This window comes from Phenylobacterium sp., assembly GCF_036495085.1.
Lineage (GTDB): Bacteria > Pseudomonadota > Alphaproteobacteria > Caulobacterales > Caulobacteraceae > Phenylobacterium.
Genome location: NZ_DASXNL010000179.1, coordinates 40264 through 57146 on the forward strand (window position 1 = coordinate 40264; position 16883 = coordinate 57146).

A 16883-nucleotide genomic window follows, 5' to 3' on the forward strand; every position below is an offset into this window, starting at 1 on the left:
CTCAGAAGTCGACGGCAATGCCCTTGCGTTCCCAGTCGCCGAAGCGCGTGGGTTCAGGGCCTTTGGGGCCGCCCTGTTCGGGCATCGACGCTGCGGCCTCGGCGACGGAGCGACGGACCGCCGCCTCTTCCAGAGCGCGACGTGCGGCCGCGCTCAGCACCTTGTCGGGCGCAGCGCCTGGGGGTGTTTCTTCCATGGCGTCAGATTAGGCCGGGCGGCTCCGTGGGCCAAGCGTTGCCAGTTTTATCGAACACTGATCTTGTTCGGCCGCGACTGACCCTTTGGGGAGGGGAAGATGAAAATGAACCGACTGGCTTTGGCGTTCTTCACCACCGGCGCGCTTTGCGTACTGGGCGGCATGATCTGGGGTGTGGTCATGGCCTCGTCGAACGATCACGGCATGATGCCTGCTCACGCCCACCTGAACCTTATGGGCTGGGCGACCCTCGCCCTGATGGGAACGTTCTACGCGCTGAGCGGCCGCCAAGACCGGCTGGGCTGGGCCAACTACTGGTTCTCGACCCTGTCGGTGGTGGTGTCGATCCCGTCCCTTGCGATGGTGCTCGGCGGAAACGCGGCCGCCGAGAAAGGCGCGATCGCCGGCTCCGTACTGGCGATCCTGGGAGTGCTCACCTTCCTGGCGTCCATCACCGCCCAGTGGCGGGCCGCGAAAGCAGCTTAGGCATCGATCCCGCTTGCGCCGGCGCGCCTGAAGGGGCACGCCGCGTGGCGTGAGTGATCAAGCGCCGCAAAATACCCCGAACGACGCCGTCGGCCTGCCGGCCCGCGCCGCCGCCCTCGATCTCCTGGCCGCCGCGCTTGGCGGCCGCGCCGGCATGGACGAAGGCCTGAGCCATCCGGCGCTCGCCGCCCTGGATGGGCGCGATCGTGCTTTCGCCCGCGCTCTGGTCATGGCGACCCTGCGCCATCTCGGCCCGATTGACGCGGCCCTGCAGTCGCGGCTGAAGAAGGCGCCGCCGGATCGAGTGGTGCAGATCCTGCGGCTCGGCGTGGCGCAGGTATTCCTCCTGAAGACCCCTGCCCACGCCGCGGTCGCCACGTCGGTGGACCTGGTCGCGCGCGAGAAGGGCGCGCAGATGTTCAAGGGGCTGGTCAATGCGGTCCTGCGCGGGCTGATCCGTGAACCCCCTGAACTCGCCGATCCCGATCTCCTGGCCCCGAGCTGGCTCTACGCTCGCTGGCGCGCGGCCTTCGGTGAGGACGAGGCGCGCCGGATCGCGGCCGTCATCATGCAGGAGGCGGCCACCGACCTGTCGTTGAGGGACCCGACCCGCTCGGATGCGCTTTCAGTTGAGCTGGAAGCCCACTCGCTCCCCGGGGGAACTCTTCGCACCTCCAGGCGGGGCGATCTGGCGACCTGGCCCGAATTCGCCGAGGGCGCCTGGTGGGTGCAGGATGCTTCGGCCGCCATCCCTGCCCGCCTGCTGGCGGTGCAGCCCGGCGAGGCGGCGCTGGATCTTTGCGCTGCGCCGGGAGGCAAGACGCTGCAGCTCGCGGCGGCCGGCGCGGACGTCACGGCCATCGACCGCGCGCCTGCCCGGCTGAAGCGCCTGGCGGAGAACCTCGCCCGCACGGGGCTCGCCGCCGAGAGCGTGGCTGCCGATGCGGCGACCTGGCCAGACAGGCGGACCTTCGACGCCGTCCTGCTCGACGCCCCTTGCTCGGCCACGGGGACCTTCCGCCGCCACCCTGATGTGCTTTGGGCGGCCAAGCCCAGCGATGTCGCAGGCCTGGCGGCCGTGCAGTCCAAGCTGCTGGACGCCGCGGCCCGGCGCACCAGGCCAGGCGGGCGGTTGGTCTATTGCGTCTGTTCGCTCGAGCCGGAGGAGGGCGAGGGTCAGGTCGCGGCCTTTCTGGCCCGCACGCCGGGCGTGACCCTCTATCCGATCGCGGAAGGCGAGGGCGGATCGCCGCCGGCGAGCCTGCGGCCCGACGGGACGCTTCGAATTCTGCCGCACCAGATCGAAGGCGGGACAGACGGCTTCTACGTCGCGCGGTTCCGGCAGGCCTGAGGCTCGCGCCGCACTCTAGTCGCCTCGGCCGCATCAGGCTATGTCCCCGCTCATGGTCACCCGCTCGCCCATTATCGCCCCCTCGATCCTGGCGGCCGACTTCGCCCGGCTTGGGGAGGAGGCGCGCGCGGTCGAGGCAGCCGGCGCCGACTGGCTTCACCTGGACGTCATGGACGGCCATTTTGTGCCCAACATCACCATCGGGCCGGAGGTGGTGAAGGCGCTTCGGCCGCTCGTGAAGATTCCGCTCGACGTGCACCTGATGATTTCGCCGGCCGACCCCTATCTGGAAGCCTTCCGCTCGGCGGGCGCCGACATCATGAGCGTGCATCCCGAAGCCGGCCCGCACCTCAACCGGACGCTGAAGGAGATCCGCAAGCTCGGCGCCAAGGCCGGCGTCGTGTTCAATCCCTCAACCGATCCCTCTGTCATTCAGTGGATGATGGAGGACGTTGACCTGATCCTGGTGATGTCGATCAATCCGGGTTTCGGCGGCCAGAGCTTCATGACCTCGCAGCTCGCAAAGATAGAAGCCTTGCGGAAGATGATCGACGCCACCGGCCGCGATATCCCGCTCGAGGTCGATGGCGGAGTGACGCCGGAGACTGCGCCTAAGTGTATCGCGGCCGGCGCCACGGCGCTGGTGGCCGGCACGGCGGTGTTCCGCGGCGGGCAGGACGCCTACGCGGCCAACATCGCCGCCCTGCGCGGCAGCTGAGCGAGGGCCCAGGCTGATGCCGGCGTCGGTCCTGGACCGCATCCCCGGAGGCTATCAGCTCCACGCCGCCGCCGTGGCCCTGCGGCGCCGGGTTGGCCTGGAATGGTCGGCCGCGCCGTTGCGCCACCTGCTGCTGGCCGGACCGCGCCCGCGGGGCCTCGGCGCCAGCTGCCGGGACCTCAGGCCCACCGACCCGGAAGCGGGTCGGCGCATCCTGGCCGGCGCCTTCGCGTTCGAAGGCGAGACGCTGGCCCATGGTCCGCGGGGCGATCCTTGGGACCAGCCCAGCCCCAGTCGCCGCTTCGCTGCCGCCCTGCACGGCTTCGGTTGGCTCAAGGACCTCATGGCGCACGGCGACGCCGGCGCGCGCGAGGGGCTTCGCCTGAGCCTGGCGTGGAGGCGCGTGTTCGGGTCCTGGAACATCTTTTCGTGGGAGGCCCGGGTTCTGGAGCGCCGGGTGTTCAACCTGGCCTGCAATATTGCCGCCCTCTCGGGGCCGGCCTCCGAGGCCGAAGCCGAACTGGTGTCGGCAGACCTCGCCCGTCAGGGGCGCTTTCTTCTGGGGGTGCGAGATGCGCCGGAGCGCGCCGCCGAACGGGCGGCGGCGGCGGCGGTGGCAGGGGCCGCGCTTGGCGGCCGGGCCGGCGAGCGCCTGCTCGACCAGGCCCTTGGGCGGCTATGCGACGTGCTGAAACGGGCCGTCACCGCCGACGGCGGCCACGCAAGCCGCAGCCCGCAGGCAGCGCTTGAGCTGCTGTTCGACCTCAACACCCTGGATGACGCCCTGGCGCAGCGCAGGGTCACGAGCCCGGTCGAGCTGATGCGCGCCATCGACCGGCTGTCCGGAGCGGTGCGCTTCTTCACTCTCGCCGACGGCCGGCTGGCGGCCTTCCAGGGCGGCGAGGCGCTGGCGGCCCACTATGTGGCCGCCGCCGGGGCGCAGGACGAACTGGCCGAGCGCGCCGTTGCTGTGCTGAGGAACGGCTACCACCGCCTGGAAGCCCGCTCGCTTCAGGTGATCGCCGACGCCGCGCCCCCGGCGGCCGGCCTCTGGAGCATCGCCGCTTGCGGACAGCCGCTGGCCATTGAGGTGCTGGCCGGCGGCAAGCGGCTGGTCGTGGGCTCCGGCTGGTCGCCACAGGCGGTCGGCCCGCAGGCCCTTCGTCTGGTGGACGCCGCGTCCACGACCGCCGTCGGCGAGTCCTCCTGCGGCGCGCCGGTCGGGGGTTTCGCTGGCCGAGTGCTGGGACCAAGGCTGCGTGGCGGCTACGAGGTCGTCGACGTCCGCCGCTACGAGGCGCCGGGCGCGCTCTGGCTGGAACTGGCGCACGACGGTTGGGCGCGTCGCTTCGGCCTGCGTCATGAGCGCCGGCTTTATCTCGACATCGAGGCCGATGAGCTCCGCGGGGAGGATCGGCTCACCGCACTGCAGCCAGGCGACCGGGCGGAGGGACGCCGCTTCGTGCCCTTCGAGGTGCGCTTCCACCTGCACCCACAGGTCAGCGCGCTCATCGCGCGTGACCGCAAGAGCGTGTTGCTGAAAGCCGAGGGTGAAGAGGCTGGCTGGTGGCTGCGCAACGACGCGCTCGACGTCGCGCTCGAGCCCTCGGTTCACCACCAGGACGGCGTCACCCGGCATGGCCAGCAGATTGTCCTGCGCGGCCAGGCCCGTCTCGACGCGGGCGCCAAGGTGCGCTGGAAGCTCTCTGCGGCGGCCGGGCGCGTTGACGAGCCGCTGTCGCGGGAATAAGCCCACGCCATCCCGTGTGACTGGCGAATGAAGGTGGGCGACCACCGGGGAGCACGGAACCATATGATCGCCGCTCGCCTGGGCATTTTCCTCTGACGCCAGGAGAACGCCGTGCCCGACGCCCCCGATTTCCCCCCCGCTCCCGACCGTGTCCCCGTCAAGCGGGCGCTGATTTCCGTTTCCGACAAGTCAGGGCTGATAGATGCCGCCCGCGTGCTGGCGGGGCTCGGCGTCGAGCTCGTATCAACCGGCGGCACGCGCAAGGCGATCGCCGAAGCCGGCTTGGTGGTGAAGGACATCTCCGAGCTCACCGGCTTCCCCGAGATGATGGACGGGCGGGTCAAGACGCTGCACCCGGTGGTGCATGGCGGGCTGTTGGGCGTCCGCGACGCGCCGGAGCACGCCAAGGCCATGGCCGATCACGCGATCGGGGGGATCGATCTCGTCTATGTGAACCTCTACCCCTTCGAGCAAACCGTGGCCTCAGGAGCCGACTATGCGACGGCCGTCGAGAACATCGACATCGGCGGCCCGGCGATGATCCGCTCGGCGGCGAAGAACCATGGCTATGTCGCGGTATGCACCGACATCGCCGACCTGCAGGAGGTGTTGGCCCAGCTGCAGGAGGCCGGAGCGACGAGCCTGGACCTGCGCAAGCAGCTGGCGGCGCGAGCCTACGGCCGCACGGCAGCCTACGACGCGGCGATCTCGACGTGGTTCGCGGCCGCCTTGGGAGAGGCTGCGCCGAAGCGGTGGGCCATCGCCGGCGAGCTCGTCCAGACAATGCGCTACGGCGAAAACCCGCACCAGACCGCGGCATTCTACCGCTTCGCCAGCCCGCGCATCGGCGTGGCGACCGCCAAGCAGCTCCAGGGCAAGGAGCTCAGCTATAACAATATCAACGACACCGACGCGGCCTACGAACTGATCGCCGAATTCGACCCTGCGGCGGGTCCCGCGTGCGCGATCATCAAGCACGCAAATCCCTGTGGCGTCGCGACGGGCAAGACGATGGTCGAGGCCTATGAGCGGGCGCTGGCTTGCGATCCTACGAGCGCCTTCGGGGGTATCATCGCCCTGAACGGCCGGTTGGACGCACCCACCGCAACCGAGATCCTCAAGCTTCTCACCGAGGTCGTCATCGCCCCGCAGGCGGACGACGACGCCATCGCCCTGTTCGCGAAGAAGAAGAACGTCCGCCTACTGACGACCGGAGGAATGCCCGACCCGCTGGCGCCCGGCATGTCCTTCAAGTCGGTGTCCGGCGGCTTCCTGGTGCAAAGCCGGGATGACGCGCGGCTGACGCCCGCCGACCTGACCGTTGTCACCAAGCGTGCGCCCACCGACGATGAAGTGCGCGACATGCTGTTCGCCTTCACGATCGCCAAGCACGTGAAGTCGAACGCCATTGTGTACGCCAAGTCCGGCCAGACCTTGGGGGTGGGCGCCGGCCAGATGAACCGGAAGGATTCGGCCCGGATCGCCGCGCTTCGCGCCGCGGACTTCGGTCTCGACCTGAGAGGTTCGGCCTGTGCGTCCGAGGCTTTCTTTCCGTTCCCGGACGGTCTGATCCAGGCCGCCGACGCCGGCTGTACGGCCGTGATCCAGCCGGGCGGCTCGATTGGCGACCAAAAGGTCATCGAGGCTGCCGACGAGCGCGGCCTGGCGATGGTGTTCACCGGCGTGCGGGTATTCCGCCACTGAACTCGGCCTCCGAGGTCTGAGCTCTCGTCCGCGTTTCGCGCCGCCTCCCCGATGGGAGAACGCCTAGCCCCGTGCCCTGCGCTTGACGCCTTCCGCGGCCAGCTCGCGCAGGGCGGCGTTGGCGATGGTCAGCTTGGCGAAGGTCCAGGGGCCGCTCGAGGCCTCGATGTCGGCGATGGTTCGGTGGGCGGCTGAGGCCTTGTCGCGATGTAGCGCCGCCCAGGAGCGGGCTGCGTCGTGGGCGGCTTCGGAGTCTTCGCCGCACTGGGCTCCCCCCGTGAAAGCCATGATCGTGCGGGTGATTTCGCTCTGCTGGGTCAAGAGGTCCTCGATCAGGCGGCGCAGCGCCGTCCGCTCGAAACTGTCACCCACCGAATAGGTGCTGGCGGCCTCGCGAACCCGATCGAAGCCGAAGTTCTCGCCGATCGCATGGTAGAGGCGCGCGACATTGGCAAGCGGCCAGCTTGAGGCCTCAGCGATGTCCGCCAGATCGGCGGAGGTGGTCAGCGGCTGCAGGATCGCCACCGCCCGGGCCTTGTCCTCCGGTGCGCCGGCTTCCACGAGGTCGCGCACGCGGGCCTGCACCGCGGCCTGCTCGATCGGCGAGAGAATGCCGGGCAGGAGCCTGCGCAGGACTTTGAAGGCCGGCCCGTAGCGGCCGACGAGGGCGTCGACCTCGAGCCTCTCGCGGGCTGCGCGCCGTGTGAGCCAGAAGGTCGCCCCGCGCAAGGCTGCGCTCATCCGCCGGAAGAGCGCCATCTGACCGGCTGCGGGCGCCTTTCCGTCCAGCCTCGCCACCGCGTCCCAGAGCGTAGGGATCTCCAGCACCGCCTTGGCCGCCTCGTAACCGGCGGTAAATGCCAGGGCGTCGGCGCCGGCCGCCGGCATCAGCCGCGAGGCGAAGCTGGGACCACAGAGATTGATTATGTCATTGGCGACGACGGTGGCGATGATCTCGCGCCGCAGTCGATGGCGGCGCATGGGCCCCTCATACCGCCGCAGGAGCTTGGGAAAGTACTCGACAAGCAGCCGCTCAAAATACGGATCGTCGGCGGCGTCGCTTTCGACGATCTCCCGCTTGAGCTCCAGCTTGCCGTAAGCCAGCAGCACCGCCAGCTCGGGGCGGGTCAGTCCCTTACCGGACTGCGCCCGCTCAGCGATCTCAAGAGCGTCCGGCAGTCCCTCGACCACACGGTCGAGCCTGCCCTTGGCCTCCAGTTCGGCGATGAACTGGGCGTGCGGTAACAACTCGCCGGCGGAGTCCATCTCCATCAGCGAAAGCGCCAGGGTCTGATCGTAGTTGTGGGCCAGGACGTGCTCGGCGACATCGGCCGTCATCGACTGCAGCAGGGTGTCGCGCCGCTTGCGGGTGAGTTCGCCGGTTCGCTCCAGCATGCCCGTGAGGATCTTGATGTTCACCTCGTGGTCCGAGGTGTCGACGCCGGCGGAATTGTCGATGGCGTCGGTGTCGATCCGCCCCCCCGCACCCCCGGCGCCTGTCTGGGCAAACTCGATTCGCCCGGCCTGGGTGAGGCCCAGGTTCGCGCCCTCGCCGACGACCTTCACTCGCAGCTCGGAGCCGTTGATCCGTACGCCATCATTGGCCTTGTCGCCGACGTCGATGTTCGCCTCCCTGCGGGCTTTCACGTAGGTGCCGATGCCGCCCAGGTAGAGCAGTTCGGCCGGCGCCTTGAGGATCGCGTGGATCAGCTCGCCCGGCGCCAGGCTGTCGGCGGTGACGCCTAGCAGGTTACGGACCTGCGCTGTGATCGGGATCGACTTCAGAGTGCGCGGGTAGACGCCGCCGCCCTTGGAAATCAGCTTGCGGTCATAGTCGTCCCAGGACGAGCTGGGCAACCCGAACATGCGCTCACGCTCTGTCCACGACTTCGCCGGATCGGGATCAGGGTCGAGGAAGATGTGCCGGTGGTCGAAAGCGGCCAGAAGCTTGATCTGCTTCGAGAGCAGCATGCCGTTGCCGAACACGTCTCCCGACATGTCGCCACAACCGACCACGGTGAAGGGCTCGGACTGGATGTCTTTTCCCAGCTCCCGGAAGTGGCGCTTTACGGCCTCCCAGGCTCCCCGGGCGGTGATGCCCATGGTCTTGTGATCATAGCCGGCGGAGCCCCCCGAGGCGAAGGCGTCGCCGAGCCAGAGGCCGTAGTCCTCGGCCACGCCGTTGGCGATGTCGGAGAAGGTGGCCGTGCCCTTGTCGGCGGCCACAACGAGATAGGGATCATCGCCGTCGAAGGCGATCACGTTGTCGGGCCGGATCACCTTGCCGTCGGGAGCGAGATTGTCGGTGACGTCGAGGAGGCCGCAGAGGAACGTCTTGTAGGCGCGGACGCCTTCGGCCCGAAAGGCGTCTGTGGAGCCGCCCTTAGGCAGCTGCTTGGGGTAGAACCCGCCCTTGGAACCCACCGGTACGATCACCGCATTCTTGACCTGCTGGGCCTTCACCAGACCCAGCACCTCGGTGCGGAAGTCATCGCGCCGGTCGGACCATCGCAGTCCGCCCCGCGCAACCGGGCCGAAGCGCAGGTGGATACCCTCGACGTTGACGCCCCAGACGAAGATCTCGCGGTAGGGCTTGGGCGCGGGCAGGTCAGCCAGTTCATGGCTCGCCACCTTGAATGAGATGTAGGGCTTGGGATCCCCATCTGCCCCGACCTGGTAGAAGTTGGTCCGTTGGGTCGCGCCCACCAGCAGCGCCAGGCGGCGCAGTACGCGATCATCGTCGAGGCTTTCGACGGACTGCAGGGCCTCGATGATTTGCGCCATCACCGCATCGGCCTGCAGGCGGCGCTTGTCGAGGCCGGCGCTGGCGGCGGGATCGAACTTGGTCCGGAACAGCTCAAGGATCAGCTGCGTCACCTCAGGGTGAGCGGCCAGCGCCCCTTCCTGAACCCGCTGGCTTGGATCGAGCCCGGATTGTTGGCGATAGCGGGCGAACGTGCGGATCAAAGCGGCGTCCCGCCAAGGGATCGCCAGCTCCAGGACCATCCGGTTGAAGCCGTCGTTTTCGGTGCGGCCTGTCCAGACCGCAACCACGGCGTCCTCGAACGCCGCCTTCAGCCGGATAAACACCAGTTCTGCGCCTTGCGGATCCTCGATCTCGAAGTCATGCACCCAGACGCTCGACCCCAGCGCCGGTGAGATCGGAAAACCCGCTTCGGCCAGGACCCTAAGCCCCATGTTCTCAAGGATCGGCAGGACGTCGGAGAGCGGCGCCGGCCCGCCTGGCCGATAGAGTTTGAAGCGGAACTGCAGCTCGTTGTCGGCGGCGCTGCGATAGGCGCGCACCGCGATCGGTTGGCCCGACGCCATGGCCTCCATCACCGCGAGATCGGCCAGGGCTTCGGTGGGATCGAACCTGTCGCGGTACCCCGCCGGGAAGGCGTTGCGATAGCGCGTGAGCGTTTCGCCGACTTCATCTGGCGAACGGCCCGAAGCTCGGACGGCGGCCTCGAAGCGGTCCTCCCAGCTCCGGGCCGCCTCGGTGATCGCAACCTCAAGCACCCGCAGGTCAGGCTGGTGGTGCGCGCCCGGCGTGAAACCGATGATGTAGTGCACGCGGGCGAGCGGGGCGTCAGAGAAGCTCGGATACGAGGCTGACACCCGGCCGCCGAAAGCGGCGGCAAGGATGGCTCCGGCCCTATCCGCCAAGTCGGAATTGTAGTGATCGCGGGGCAGGAAGAGCAGCAGCGATGCGAAGCGGTCGAAGGGGTCGCGCCGCTCGAAGAGCCGCACCCGGGGCCGATCGTAGAGATGAAGAATGCCCAGCGCCTCGGCGAGCAGGTCATCCTCGCTCATCTGGAAAAGTTCATCGCGCGGGTGGTTCTCGACGATGTTCTTCAGGCGCTTTTCGTTGTGGCTCCCCGGCGCCATGGCGGCGCGCATCAGGACGTTGGCCACCTTCTCGCGGATCAGCGGCACCGCCGTTGCGGGCTGATCGTAAGCTTCCGCCGTGAACAGGCCCACGAACCGGACCTCACCGACCGGGCGGTCGTCGGAGCCGTAGCGCTTGATGCCGACGTAATCCATGTATCCGCGCCGGTGCACCTTGCTGCGCACGTTCGACTTGGCGACCGTAAGGGCCGGGTCGGTGAGCAGCCGATCCTTGACCTTGCCGAGCAGGATCGCCGGCTCGTTGGCGCGGCGAAGAACGGTGCGCTGCGGGTCGCGCAGGACACCAAGGCCATCCTTGGCCTGGTAAAGCGGCTCCTCGGCTGCGTACTCGCCGTTCTTAAGCCGCGGATATTCGTAGACCCGCGCGCCAAGGAAGACGAACTGCGCCGCCTCCAGCCATTGCAGGAAGGCCACCTCTTCGGGCCGCGCCCGCGCGGTATGTGTCTCCAGTTCCGCCAGGGTGCGCGCCATCAGCGCCAGCATCTCCGGGAAATCGTCGACGGCGGCGCGGACGTCCTTGAGCGTCGCGGTGAGGCCCCGGACGAGCGCTGCCTCGCGGTCGGCGCCCACCGGCTCAAGAAACACCTGGATCATCGACTCGCGCCGGGGCGTCCCGGCGGCGCCGCGAATCCCCGCCCGATCTCGCTGGACCTCCACGATGGGGTGGAAAAGGGCGCGCACCGAGAGGCCCTGCTCAGCGATTTCGCCCATGATCGAATCGACCAGGAAGGGTGCGTCGTCCTGTACGATCTCCACGCGGTCGAGCGGTGCGTCGCCGCGGCCGCCGATCGCGCGTGCGATACGGATCATCGGCGCCCTGCCGCGCCTGCGCTCGCCGAACCGCCAGAAGTCGGCGAGATTCGCGCCCAGGTCGGCGACGGAAAGTTCAGGCAACTCGTCGGGCGCGGCATCGACCGCGGCTTGCTGCGCGAAGGTCTTGGCGCCGGCGATGGCGCTGTCGCCCTTCAGCGCAGCGACGATGGCCCGGGTCAGGGTTGAGGAGCTGGGAACGCGGCTCACGGGCGGGCTCCGGCGCAGAGGGCGCCTCCAGATACGAGGACGGCGCCGGAGGAGAGTGTCCGGCGCCGTTTGGTTCCGCCGTGGGGGGGCGGCGGAACGCTCTCTGCTCGCTGCGTCCACGTGCTTGGGGGGGTGCGGACACAGCCGCCGGGCCGTTTCAGCCCGGGGCCAACCTTAGATAGGCGCCGAAAACACAAGTTGAAGTCCCTCGGAAACGTATTGACGGATCAAGTTCGTTTGACTTCGCGGCGGGGCGATTTGACGGCTTCCGGTCCCTTGGATGGCGGGGGCACCGGCTTGTCGGGCGGCTCGTTCGGCATCTTGTTCTTGAGTTGCTGCGGATCGCCGTCGGCCGAGAGGATCACGGCGACCCAACGGCTGCCGTCGAACTGCGCCAGGATGACCATTGCCATGACCGTCAGCGGCGTGGAGAGGAACGCGCCGGTGAGACCCCAGATGGCGCTCCAGAAGGCCAGGGAGAGCAGGACGATCACCGGATCGATGTTCAGGCTGCGGCCCTGCATTCGGGGGTAGACCACGTTGCCGATGATCACGCCGATCGCCTGCAACGCGGCGAACAGGATGATCGCCCGCGTGTAGCCGGGGAACTGGACGAGGGCGAATAGTGGCGGCGCCACACCGGCGAACACCCCGCCGGCCACCGGGATGTAGACCGCCAGGAAGATCAGGAAGGCCCAGAACAGCGCATCGTGCAGCCCGACGCCCACCATGGCGATCCACGACAAGCCAGCCACCATCAGCCCGGTGACCGTCTGGACGAAGAGGTAGCGCTCGACCCCGTCGCGGATGCGCAGGAAGGCGACGACCGCTTCCTGACGTTCCTCACGCTGGGGGAAAAGCCCGACAGCCTTGCGCTCCCACCCGCGGCGCGAGGCGATGATGAAGGCGAGATACACCAGGACGAAGAGCGCCGTGGAGGCGAAGTCCTGGACCGCGCGGGCGACGAGCCCCAGATACTTGGTGGCGTCCAGGCCTCGGATGATGCCGATGAAGGTCGGCGGGTGACGAACACCGGCCATGGTCCCCACCTGGGCGATCACGGCGTCGAGCTTGGGTCCGTAGGTGACCAGCTGGGTGGCGAAGCCGGTGGCGTTTTGCGCCACGAAAAAGGCGGTGCCGCCGAACAACAGGATGGAGATGACCACCGCCAGCGGCAGGGCCGCCTTCTTCGACACGTGCGGCAGACGATGCTGCAAGGATCGGGCGAAGCCGTCGATCATCACCGCCAGGAACATCGCCAGCGCCAGCGGCGTCAGGATGCCGGCCAGGGCATAGAGCGTGGCGCCGCCTGCGATGACCGCCAGGATGACGAGCGCGTTGCGGGCGACGTTGGACGCGGCGATGGGCATGAAGGGCTTTCGCGAGAGACGCTGGATCGACTGTCCCCGGCGCGCGCCCCGCCGTCAATGCAGGCGATCTCTACCCAGATTCAGCCGGGAAGGGGAGCGGTTTTGCCCTTCCGCTCCCCAAGGGCGACAAAAGCTCCCGGCGTCTAGCGCGGCTGCATCCGGATGGCGCCGTCCAGACGGACGTCTTCACCGTTGAAGTAGCCGTTGGTGATCATGGTCAGGGCCAGCTGGGCATATTCCTCGGCGTTCCCCAGGCGCTTCGGAAAGGGCACCGAGGCGGCCAGCGCATCCTTCACTTGCGGCGGGGCGAACTGCATCAGCGGGGTGTTGAAGATACCGGGCAGGATGGTGTTCACGCGGATGCCGTCGCCGGCCAGGTCGCGGGCGATGGGCAGGGTCATGCCGACCACGCCACCCTTGGAGGCTGAATAGGCCGCCTGGCCCATCTGGCCGTCCTCGGCCGCGACCGAGGCGGTGTTGACGATCGCCCCACGCTCGCCGTCGATCGGCTCGAGGTCGAGCATCCCCTTCGCCGACTTGGCGATGCAGCGGAACGTGCCGACCAGGTTGATCTGGATGATCAGGTTGAAGCTATCCAGGGGAAAGTGCTTGGTTTCGCCGGTCTGCTTGTCGCGGCTGGCGGTCTTGATCGCGTTGCCGGTGCCGGCGCAGTTCACCAGGATACGCTCCTGGCCATGGGCCGCGCGGGCCTTGGCGAAGGCTGCGTCGACCTCTTCTTCGGACGTGACGTTGCATTTGCAGAAGACGCCGCCGACTTCTTTGGCCACGGCCTCGCCTTTAGCTTCGTTCATGTCGAAAATGGCGACCTTGACGCCTTTCTCGGCGAGCTGGCGCACCGTGGCCTCGCCCAGGCCGGACGCGCCGCCGGTGACGACCGCGGCGACGGAGGAATTGAGTTGCATGGACGTGAGGCTCCCGATCTCGTTATTTAGTGTCAGTCAGCCGAGGCTTTAGCCCGATGAGCGGCCGCGAAAAAGCGTCACCCGACGTCAATGCCGACTTCGACCCGCGAAACCCGCTGGATCCCAGCCGGGCGCTGATCCCACATGTGATGCGGCTGAACGAACAGCGCGTGGTTCGCGGCTTCTGGCCGAAGATCCGCAAGGTCGCCGCCCACGTCCCCTTCGCCTCCGAGGCCCTGGCCGTCTGGTACTGCGCCCGCGACGAGGAGACCCCGGTCGCGGCCAAGGGAATGATGTTCGCGGCGCTGGCCTATTTCGTGCTGCCGGTGGACGCGATCCCCGACTTCATCGTCGGGATCGGCTACACGGACGATGCGGCTGTGATGCTGGCCGTGGTCGCGATCGTCGGCAAGCACATAAAGCCCAGGCACCGCGAGGCCGCGCGCCGCGCAGTCGAGCAGATACGCGCGGGGCGCTGAGCGCCCCTTAGTCCACCGTCACAACGACCTTGCCCATGGCCCGGCGGCTGGCGAGGTGCTTGATCGCCTCGGCGGCGTTGGCGAGCGTGAAGCGTTCGGAAACGTACGGCTTGATCTTGCCGGCGGTGTACATGTCCAGCAGCTCGGCCACGCTCTTCTGGTGCAGCTTGGGGTTCTTGCCGACCCAGGCGCCCCAGAAGACGCCGACGATGTCGCACCCTTTCAGCAGCGCCAGGTTCAAGGGGATCTTGGGGATGTCACCGGCGGCGAAACCGACCACCAGGTACTTGCCCTCCCAGGCGATGGAACGCAGCGCCGGTTCGGCATAGTCGCCGCCGATCGCGTCATAGATCACATCGGCGCCGTTGGGGCCGCAAGCCTGCTTGAAGTGTTCGGCGAGCTGCTTCTGGCCATCCCGGTCGAAAGGCCCGCGGCCGTAGACCACGCCATCGTCGGCGCCGTGGCGCTTGCAGAGGTCGACCTTTTCCTGGCTCGACGCCGCGGCGATCACACGAGCGCCCATCTGCTTGCCGAGCTCCACCGCCGCCAGGCCGACGCCGCCAGCCGCGCCCAACACAAGCAGGGTCTGCCCAGGCTTCAGCTCCGCACGGTCCTTCAGGGCGTGGTAGCTGGTGCCGTAGGTCATGATGAAGGCCGCGGCGTCATCGAAGGGCATGGCGTCCGGAATTTTGACCAACCGCGCGGCCTCAAGAGCCAGCTCCTCGGCCATGCCGCCCCAGCCGGTGTTGCCCAGCACCCGATCGCCGGGCTTGATGTGGGTCACGCCTTCGCCGACAGACTTCACGATCCCGGCGATCTCGCCCCCGGGGGCGAAGGGGCGTGCGGGTTTGAACTGATATTTATCCTCGATGATCAGCACATCGGGGAAGTTCACACCGATCGCCTTGACCGAGACCACCGCGAAGCCCGGCTTCGATTCAGGCGAGGGAACGTCCTCGAGCACCAGAGTATCGGGGCCGCCCACGGCCTTGCTCAACAGCGCCTTCATGTCCGCTCTCCCGGTCCGATTCCTCGAGGTCGGCGGACGCTAGCCCAGCCGCTGCGGCGGCGGAAGGGCGCAAATCGAACGGATGTTTGAACAGCTCCCGGGTTTCGCCCATGCGCCGATTCAAGTCGGCCTTCAAAAGCTGCGGAATCGGCGGGCGATGGCGCATGGGCCTCGGAGCTGGGCCTTGCGTGGCCGGGGCCGAAGCGCAGGCCCGAGCGGCGGCCAGCGGCAAGCTGTCGCGTCGATTTGGCCGAACGAGCCGGCTCGCCTATATTCGCCGGGCTTCTCAAAAAGGATGTTCTCCCCTTTGGGCGTGACCCTCGATATTTCGCATGCGCCGAATTTGCCGCGCGCAACAACCAAGCCGAACCTGTCCGGCTTGACACGGGTCGAGCTTGCCCAGGCCCTGATTGCGGCCGAGGTGGCGCGCCCGGAAAAGGCGCGGATGCGAGCGAGCCAGCTGTGGCGCTGGATCCACCACTACGGCGTCACCGACTTCTCGCTGATGAGCGACGTGGCCAAGGAGATGCGCGCCAGCCTGGCGGAGGCCTTCACGGTCGCCCGGCCGGAGATCGTTGAACGCCGGCTCTCGCGCGACGGCACCCGCAAATGGCTGATCCGCACCGCGCCGGGCATCGAGGTCGAGACGGTTTACATCCCCGACGTGGGTCGCGCCGGCGCCCTGTGCGTCTCCAGCCAGGTCGGCTGCACGCTGAACTGCACGTTCTGCCACACCGGCACCCAGGCGCTGGTGCGCAACCTGACGGCCGCGGAAATCGTGGCGCAGGTGCAGGTGGCCCGCGACGACCTGGGAGAGTGGCCCTCTCCAAAGGAAGACCGGCGGCTCTCGAACATCGTCTTCATGGGAATGGGCGAGCCGCTCTACAATCTCGACCATGTCGCCGCGGCCATCGACATTATCGCCGACAACGAGGGCATCGCCATCTCGCGCCGGCGGATCACCGTCTCCACGTCCGGCGTGGTCCCCGAGCTACAGGCGTTAGGCGAGCGCACGCAGGCCATGTTGGCGATCTCGCTACACGCCACCAATGACGAGCTCCGCGAAAAGCTGGTGCCGCTGAACAAGAAGTACCCGCTGGCCGAACTGATGGCCGCGATCCGGGCCTTCCCGGGCCTCTCCAACGCCAAGCGCGTGACCTTTGAGTACGTGATGTTGAAGGGCGTCAACGATAGCCCGTCCGAGGCGAAGGCCCTGGTCCAGTTGCTGAAGGGCATCCCGGCCAAGATAAACCTGATTCCCTTCAACCCCTGGCCCGGCAGCCCCTACGAATGCTCCGACTGGGGGACCATCGAGGCCTTCGCCGCGATCCTCAACCGCGGCGGCTACGCCTCGCCGATCCGTACGCCGCGCGGCCGCGACATCCTGGCGGCCTGCGGTCAGCTGAAGAGCGAAAGCGAGAAGGTTCGCGCCAGCGCGCGACGCAAGGTGGGCGCCGGCTAAGCAGCTTTCCGAAAGCGCAGTTCCGCGTGCTATCGAGGACGACCCTCAACGGAAGTCGCTCGAGCCCATGTCCATGCCCCTCCAATCGCCGGAGATCCAGGCCTTCGCGACGGGCTTTCCGCTGACGGTGCTGCACGCCGGCATAACGGTCGTGATCCTGTTCGCGGCCGCCGCGCTCTACATCATGCTGACCCCGCACAAGGAGATCACCCTGATCCGCGAGGGCAACACCGCAGCGGCGGTGTCTCTCGCCGGCGTCCTGGTCGGGCTGGCCACGCCGCTCGCCGTTTCGCTGAAGGCCTCGACCACCATTGTCGAGCTGGCTCTTTGGGGCGTGGCCATAACGCTTGTGCAGCTCTTGATCTTCCGCGTCGTCGATCTGGTGCTGCACGGTTTGCCCAGCCGGATCCAGGATGGGGAAATGGCCGCCGCGGCCATGCTGGTGGGCGCAAAGCTCGCCACGGCCCTCATCCTTGCCGCAGCGGTTTCGGGCTGAATACACG

The 16883-nt window shown here is 67.9% G+C and carries 13 protein-coding genes and 1 riboswitch; of the genes, 8 read left to right on the top strand and 5 right to left on the bottom strand.

What is annotated here, in order from left to right; translation table 11 throughout:
* Position 1: 1 nt before the first annotated feature.
* Positions 2-196, bottom strand: a complete 195-nt coding sequence (locus VGI62_RS20175; RefSeq protein ID WP_331506361.1) for a DUF1674 domain-containing protein — start codon at positions 194-196, stop codon at positions 2-4.
* A gap of 99 nt (positions 197-295) precedes the next feature.
* Between VGI62_RS20175 and VGI62_RS20180 the strand changes: the two genes are divergently transcribed.
* From VGI62_RS20180 to purH, 5 genes are all read left to right on the top strand, one after another.
* Positions 296-682, top strand: coding sequence for a hypothetical protein (locus tag VGI62_RS20180; RefSeq protein WP_331506362.1), 387 nt, complete (start codon positions 296-298; stop codon positions 680-682).
* A 49-nt stretch (positions 683-731) separates the two neighbouring features.
* Positions 732-2033 (top strand): RsmB/NOP family class I SAM-dependent RNA methyltransferase, encoded by a 1302-nt coding sequence (locus tag VGI62_RS20185; RefSeq protein ID WP_331506363.1) that lies wholly within the window; start codon positions 732-734, stop codon positions 2031-2033.
* 52 nt (positions 2034-2085) lie between these two features.
* The gene (gene rpe, locus VGI62_RS20190) at positions 2086-2751 is read left to right on the top strand and encodes a ribulose-phosphate 3-epimerase (RefSeq protein ID WP_331506408.1); all 666 of its coding nucleotides are present in this window, start codon (positions 2086-2088) and stop codon (positions 2749-2751) included.
* A gap of 16 nt (positions 2752-2767) precedes the next feature.
* Positions 2768-4501, top strand: coding sequence for a heparinase II/III family protein (locus VGI62_RS20195; RefSeq protein WP_331506364.1), 1734 nt, complete (start codon positions 2768-2770; stop codon positions 4499-4501).
* A gap of 6 nt (positions 4502-4507) precedes the next feature.
* A riboswitch (ZMP/ZTP riboswitch) is annotated at positions 4508-4592 on the top strand.
* Between the two features lie 20 nt (positions 4593-4612).
* A complete protein-coding gene (purH, locus tag VGI62_RS20200) occupies positions 4613-6205 on the top strand; it encodes a bifunctional phosphoribosylaminoimidazolecarboxamide formyltransferase/IMP cyclohydrolase (protein WP_331506365.1) in 1593 nt (530 codons plus the stop codon).
* A 63-nt stretch (positions 6206-6268) separates the two neighbouring features.
* On the opposite strand, the gene VGI62_RS20205 is transcribed toward purH, so the two are convergent.
* The 3 genes from VGI62_RS20205 to VGI62_RS20215 all read right to left on the bottom strand — a co-directional run bounded on the left by VGI62_RS20205 (position 6269) and on the right by VGI62_RS20215 (position 13430).
* Positions 6269-11137, bottom strand: coding sequence for an NAD-glutamate dehydrogenase (locus VGI62_RS20205; protein WP_331506366.1), 4869 nt, complete (start codon positions 11135-11137; stop codon positions 6269-6271).
* Positions 11138-11364: 227 nt separating this feature from the next.
* A complete protein-coding gene (locus VGI62_RS20210) occupies positions 11365-12507 on the bottom strand; it encodes an AI-2E family transporter (protein ID WP_331506367.1) in 1143 nt (380 codons plus the stop codon).
* 143 nt (positions 12508-12650) lie between these two features.
* Positions 12651-13430, bottom strand: a complete 780-nt coding sequence (locus VGI62_RS20215) for an SDR family NAD(P)-dependent oxidoreductase (RefSeq protein WP_331506368.1) — start codon at positions 13428-13430, stop codon at positions 12651-12653.
* Between the two features lie 56 nt (positions 13431-13486).
* Between VGI62_RS20215 and VGI62_RS20220 the strand changes: the two genes are divergently transcribed.
* Complete coding sequence (locus VGI62_RS20220; protein WP_331506369.1) at positions 13487-13909, top strand: YkvA family protein; 423 nt, start codon at positions 13487-13489, stop codon at positions 13907-13909.
* A 7-nt stretch (positions 13910-13916) separates the two neighbouring features.
* Here VGI62_RS20220 and VGI62_RS20225 read toward each other — a convergent pair whose 3' ends face one another.
* On the bottom strand, positions 13917-14918 hold the full coding sequence (locus tag VGI62_RS20225) for an NADPH:quinone oxidoreductase family protein (RefSeq protein ID WP_331506370.1): 1002 nt from the start codon (positions 14916-14918) through the stop codon (positions 13917-13919).
* 307 nt (positions 14919-15225) lie between these two features.
* Here VGI62_RS20225 and rlmN point away from each other — a divergent pair, with 307 nt between their 5' ends.
* Both rlmN and VGI62_RS20235 read left to right on the top strand, forming a co-directional pair.
* Complete coding sequence (gene rlmN, locus VGI62_RS20230) at positions 15226-16380, top strand: 23S rRNA (adenine(2503)-C(2))-methyltransferase RlmN (RefSeq protein ID WP_331506409.1); 1155 nt, start codon at positions 15226-15228, stop codon at positions 16378-16380.
* Between the two features lie 67 nt (positions 16381-16447).
* Entirely contained in the window at positions 16448-16876 is a 429-nt protein-coding gene (locus tag VGI62_RS20235; protein ID WP_331506371.1) for a DUF350 domain-containing protein, read from the top strand.
* Positions 16877-16883 lie beyond the last annotated feature (7 nt).

Excerpts from the sequence above, each read along its gene's own strand:
- VGI62_RS20180 (WP_331506362.1), top strand. The coding sequence starts at position 296 with ATGAAAATGAACCGACTGGCTTTGGCGTTCTTCACCACCGGCGCGCTT.
- VGI62_RS20215 (WP_331506368.1), bottom strand. The coding sequence starts at position 13,430 with ATGCAACTCAATTCCTCCGTCGCCGCGGTCGTCACCGGCGGCGCGTCC.
- VGI62_RS20175 (WP_331506361.1), bottom strand. The coding sequence starts at position 196 with ATGGAAGAAACACCCCCAGGCGCTGCGCCCGACAAGGTGCTGAGCGCG.
- VGI62_RS20220 (WP_331506369.1), top strand. The coding sequence starts at position 13,487 with ATGAGCGGCCGCGAAAAAGCGTCACCCGACGTCAATGCCGACTTCGAC.
- VGI62_RS20225 (WP_331506370.1), bottom strand. The coding sequence starts at position 14,918 with ATGAAGGCGCTGTTGAGCAAGGCCGTGGGCGGCCCCGATACTCTGGTG.
- VGI62_RS20210 (WP_331506367.1), bottom strand. The coding sequence starts at position 12,507 with ATGCCCATCGCCGCGTCCAACGTCGCCCGCAACGCGCTCGTCATCCTG.
- VGI62_RS20235 (WP_331506371.1), top strand. The coding sequence starts at position 16,448 with ATGTCCATGCCCCTCCAATCGCCGGAGATCCAGGCCTTCGCGACGGGC.
- rpe (WP_331506408.1), top strand. The coding sequence starts at position 2,086 with ATGGTCACCCGCTCGCCCATTATCGCCCCCTCGATCCTGGCGGCCGAC.
- VGI62_RS20195 (WP_331506364.1), top strand. The coding sequence starts at position 2,768 with ATGCCGGCGTCGGTCCTGGACCGCATCCCCGGAGGCTATCAGCTCCAC.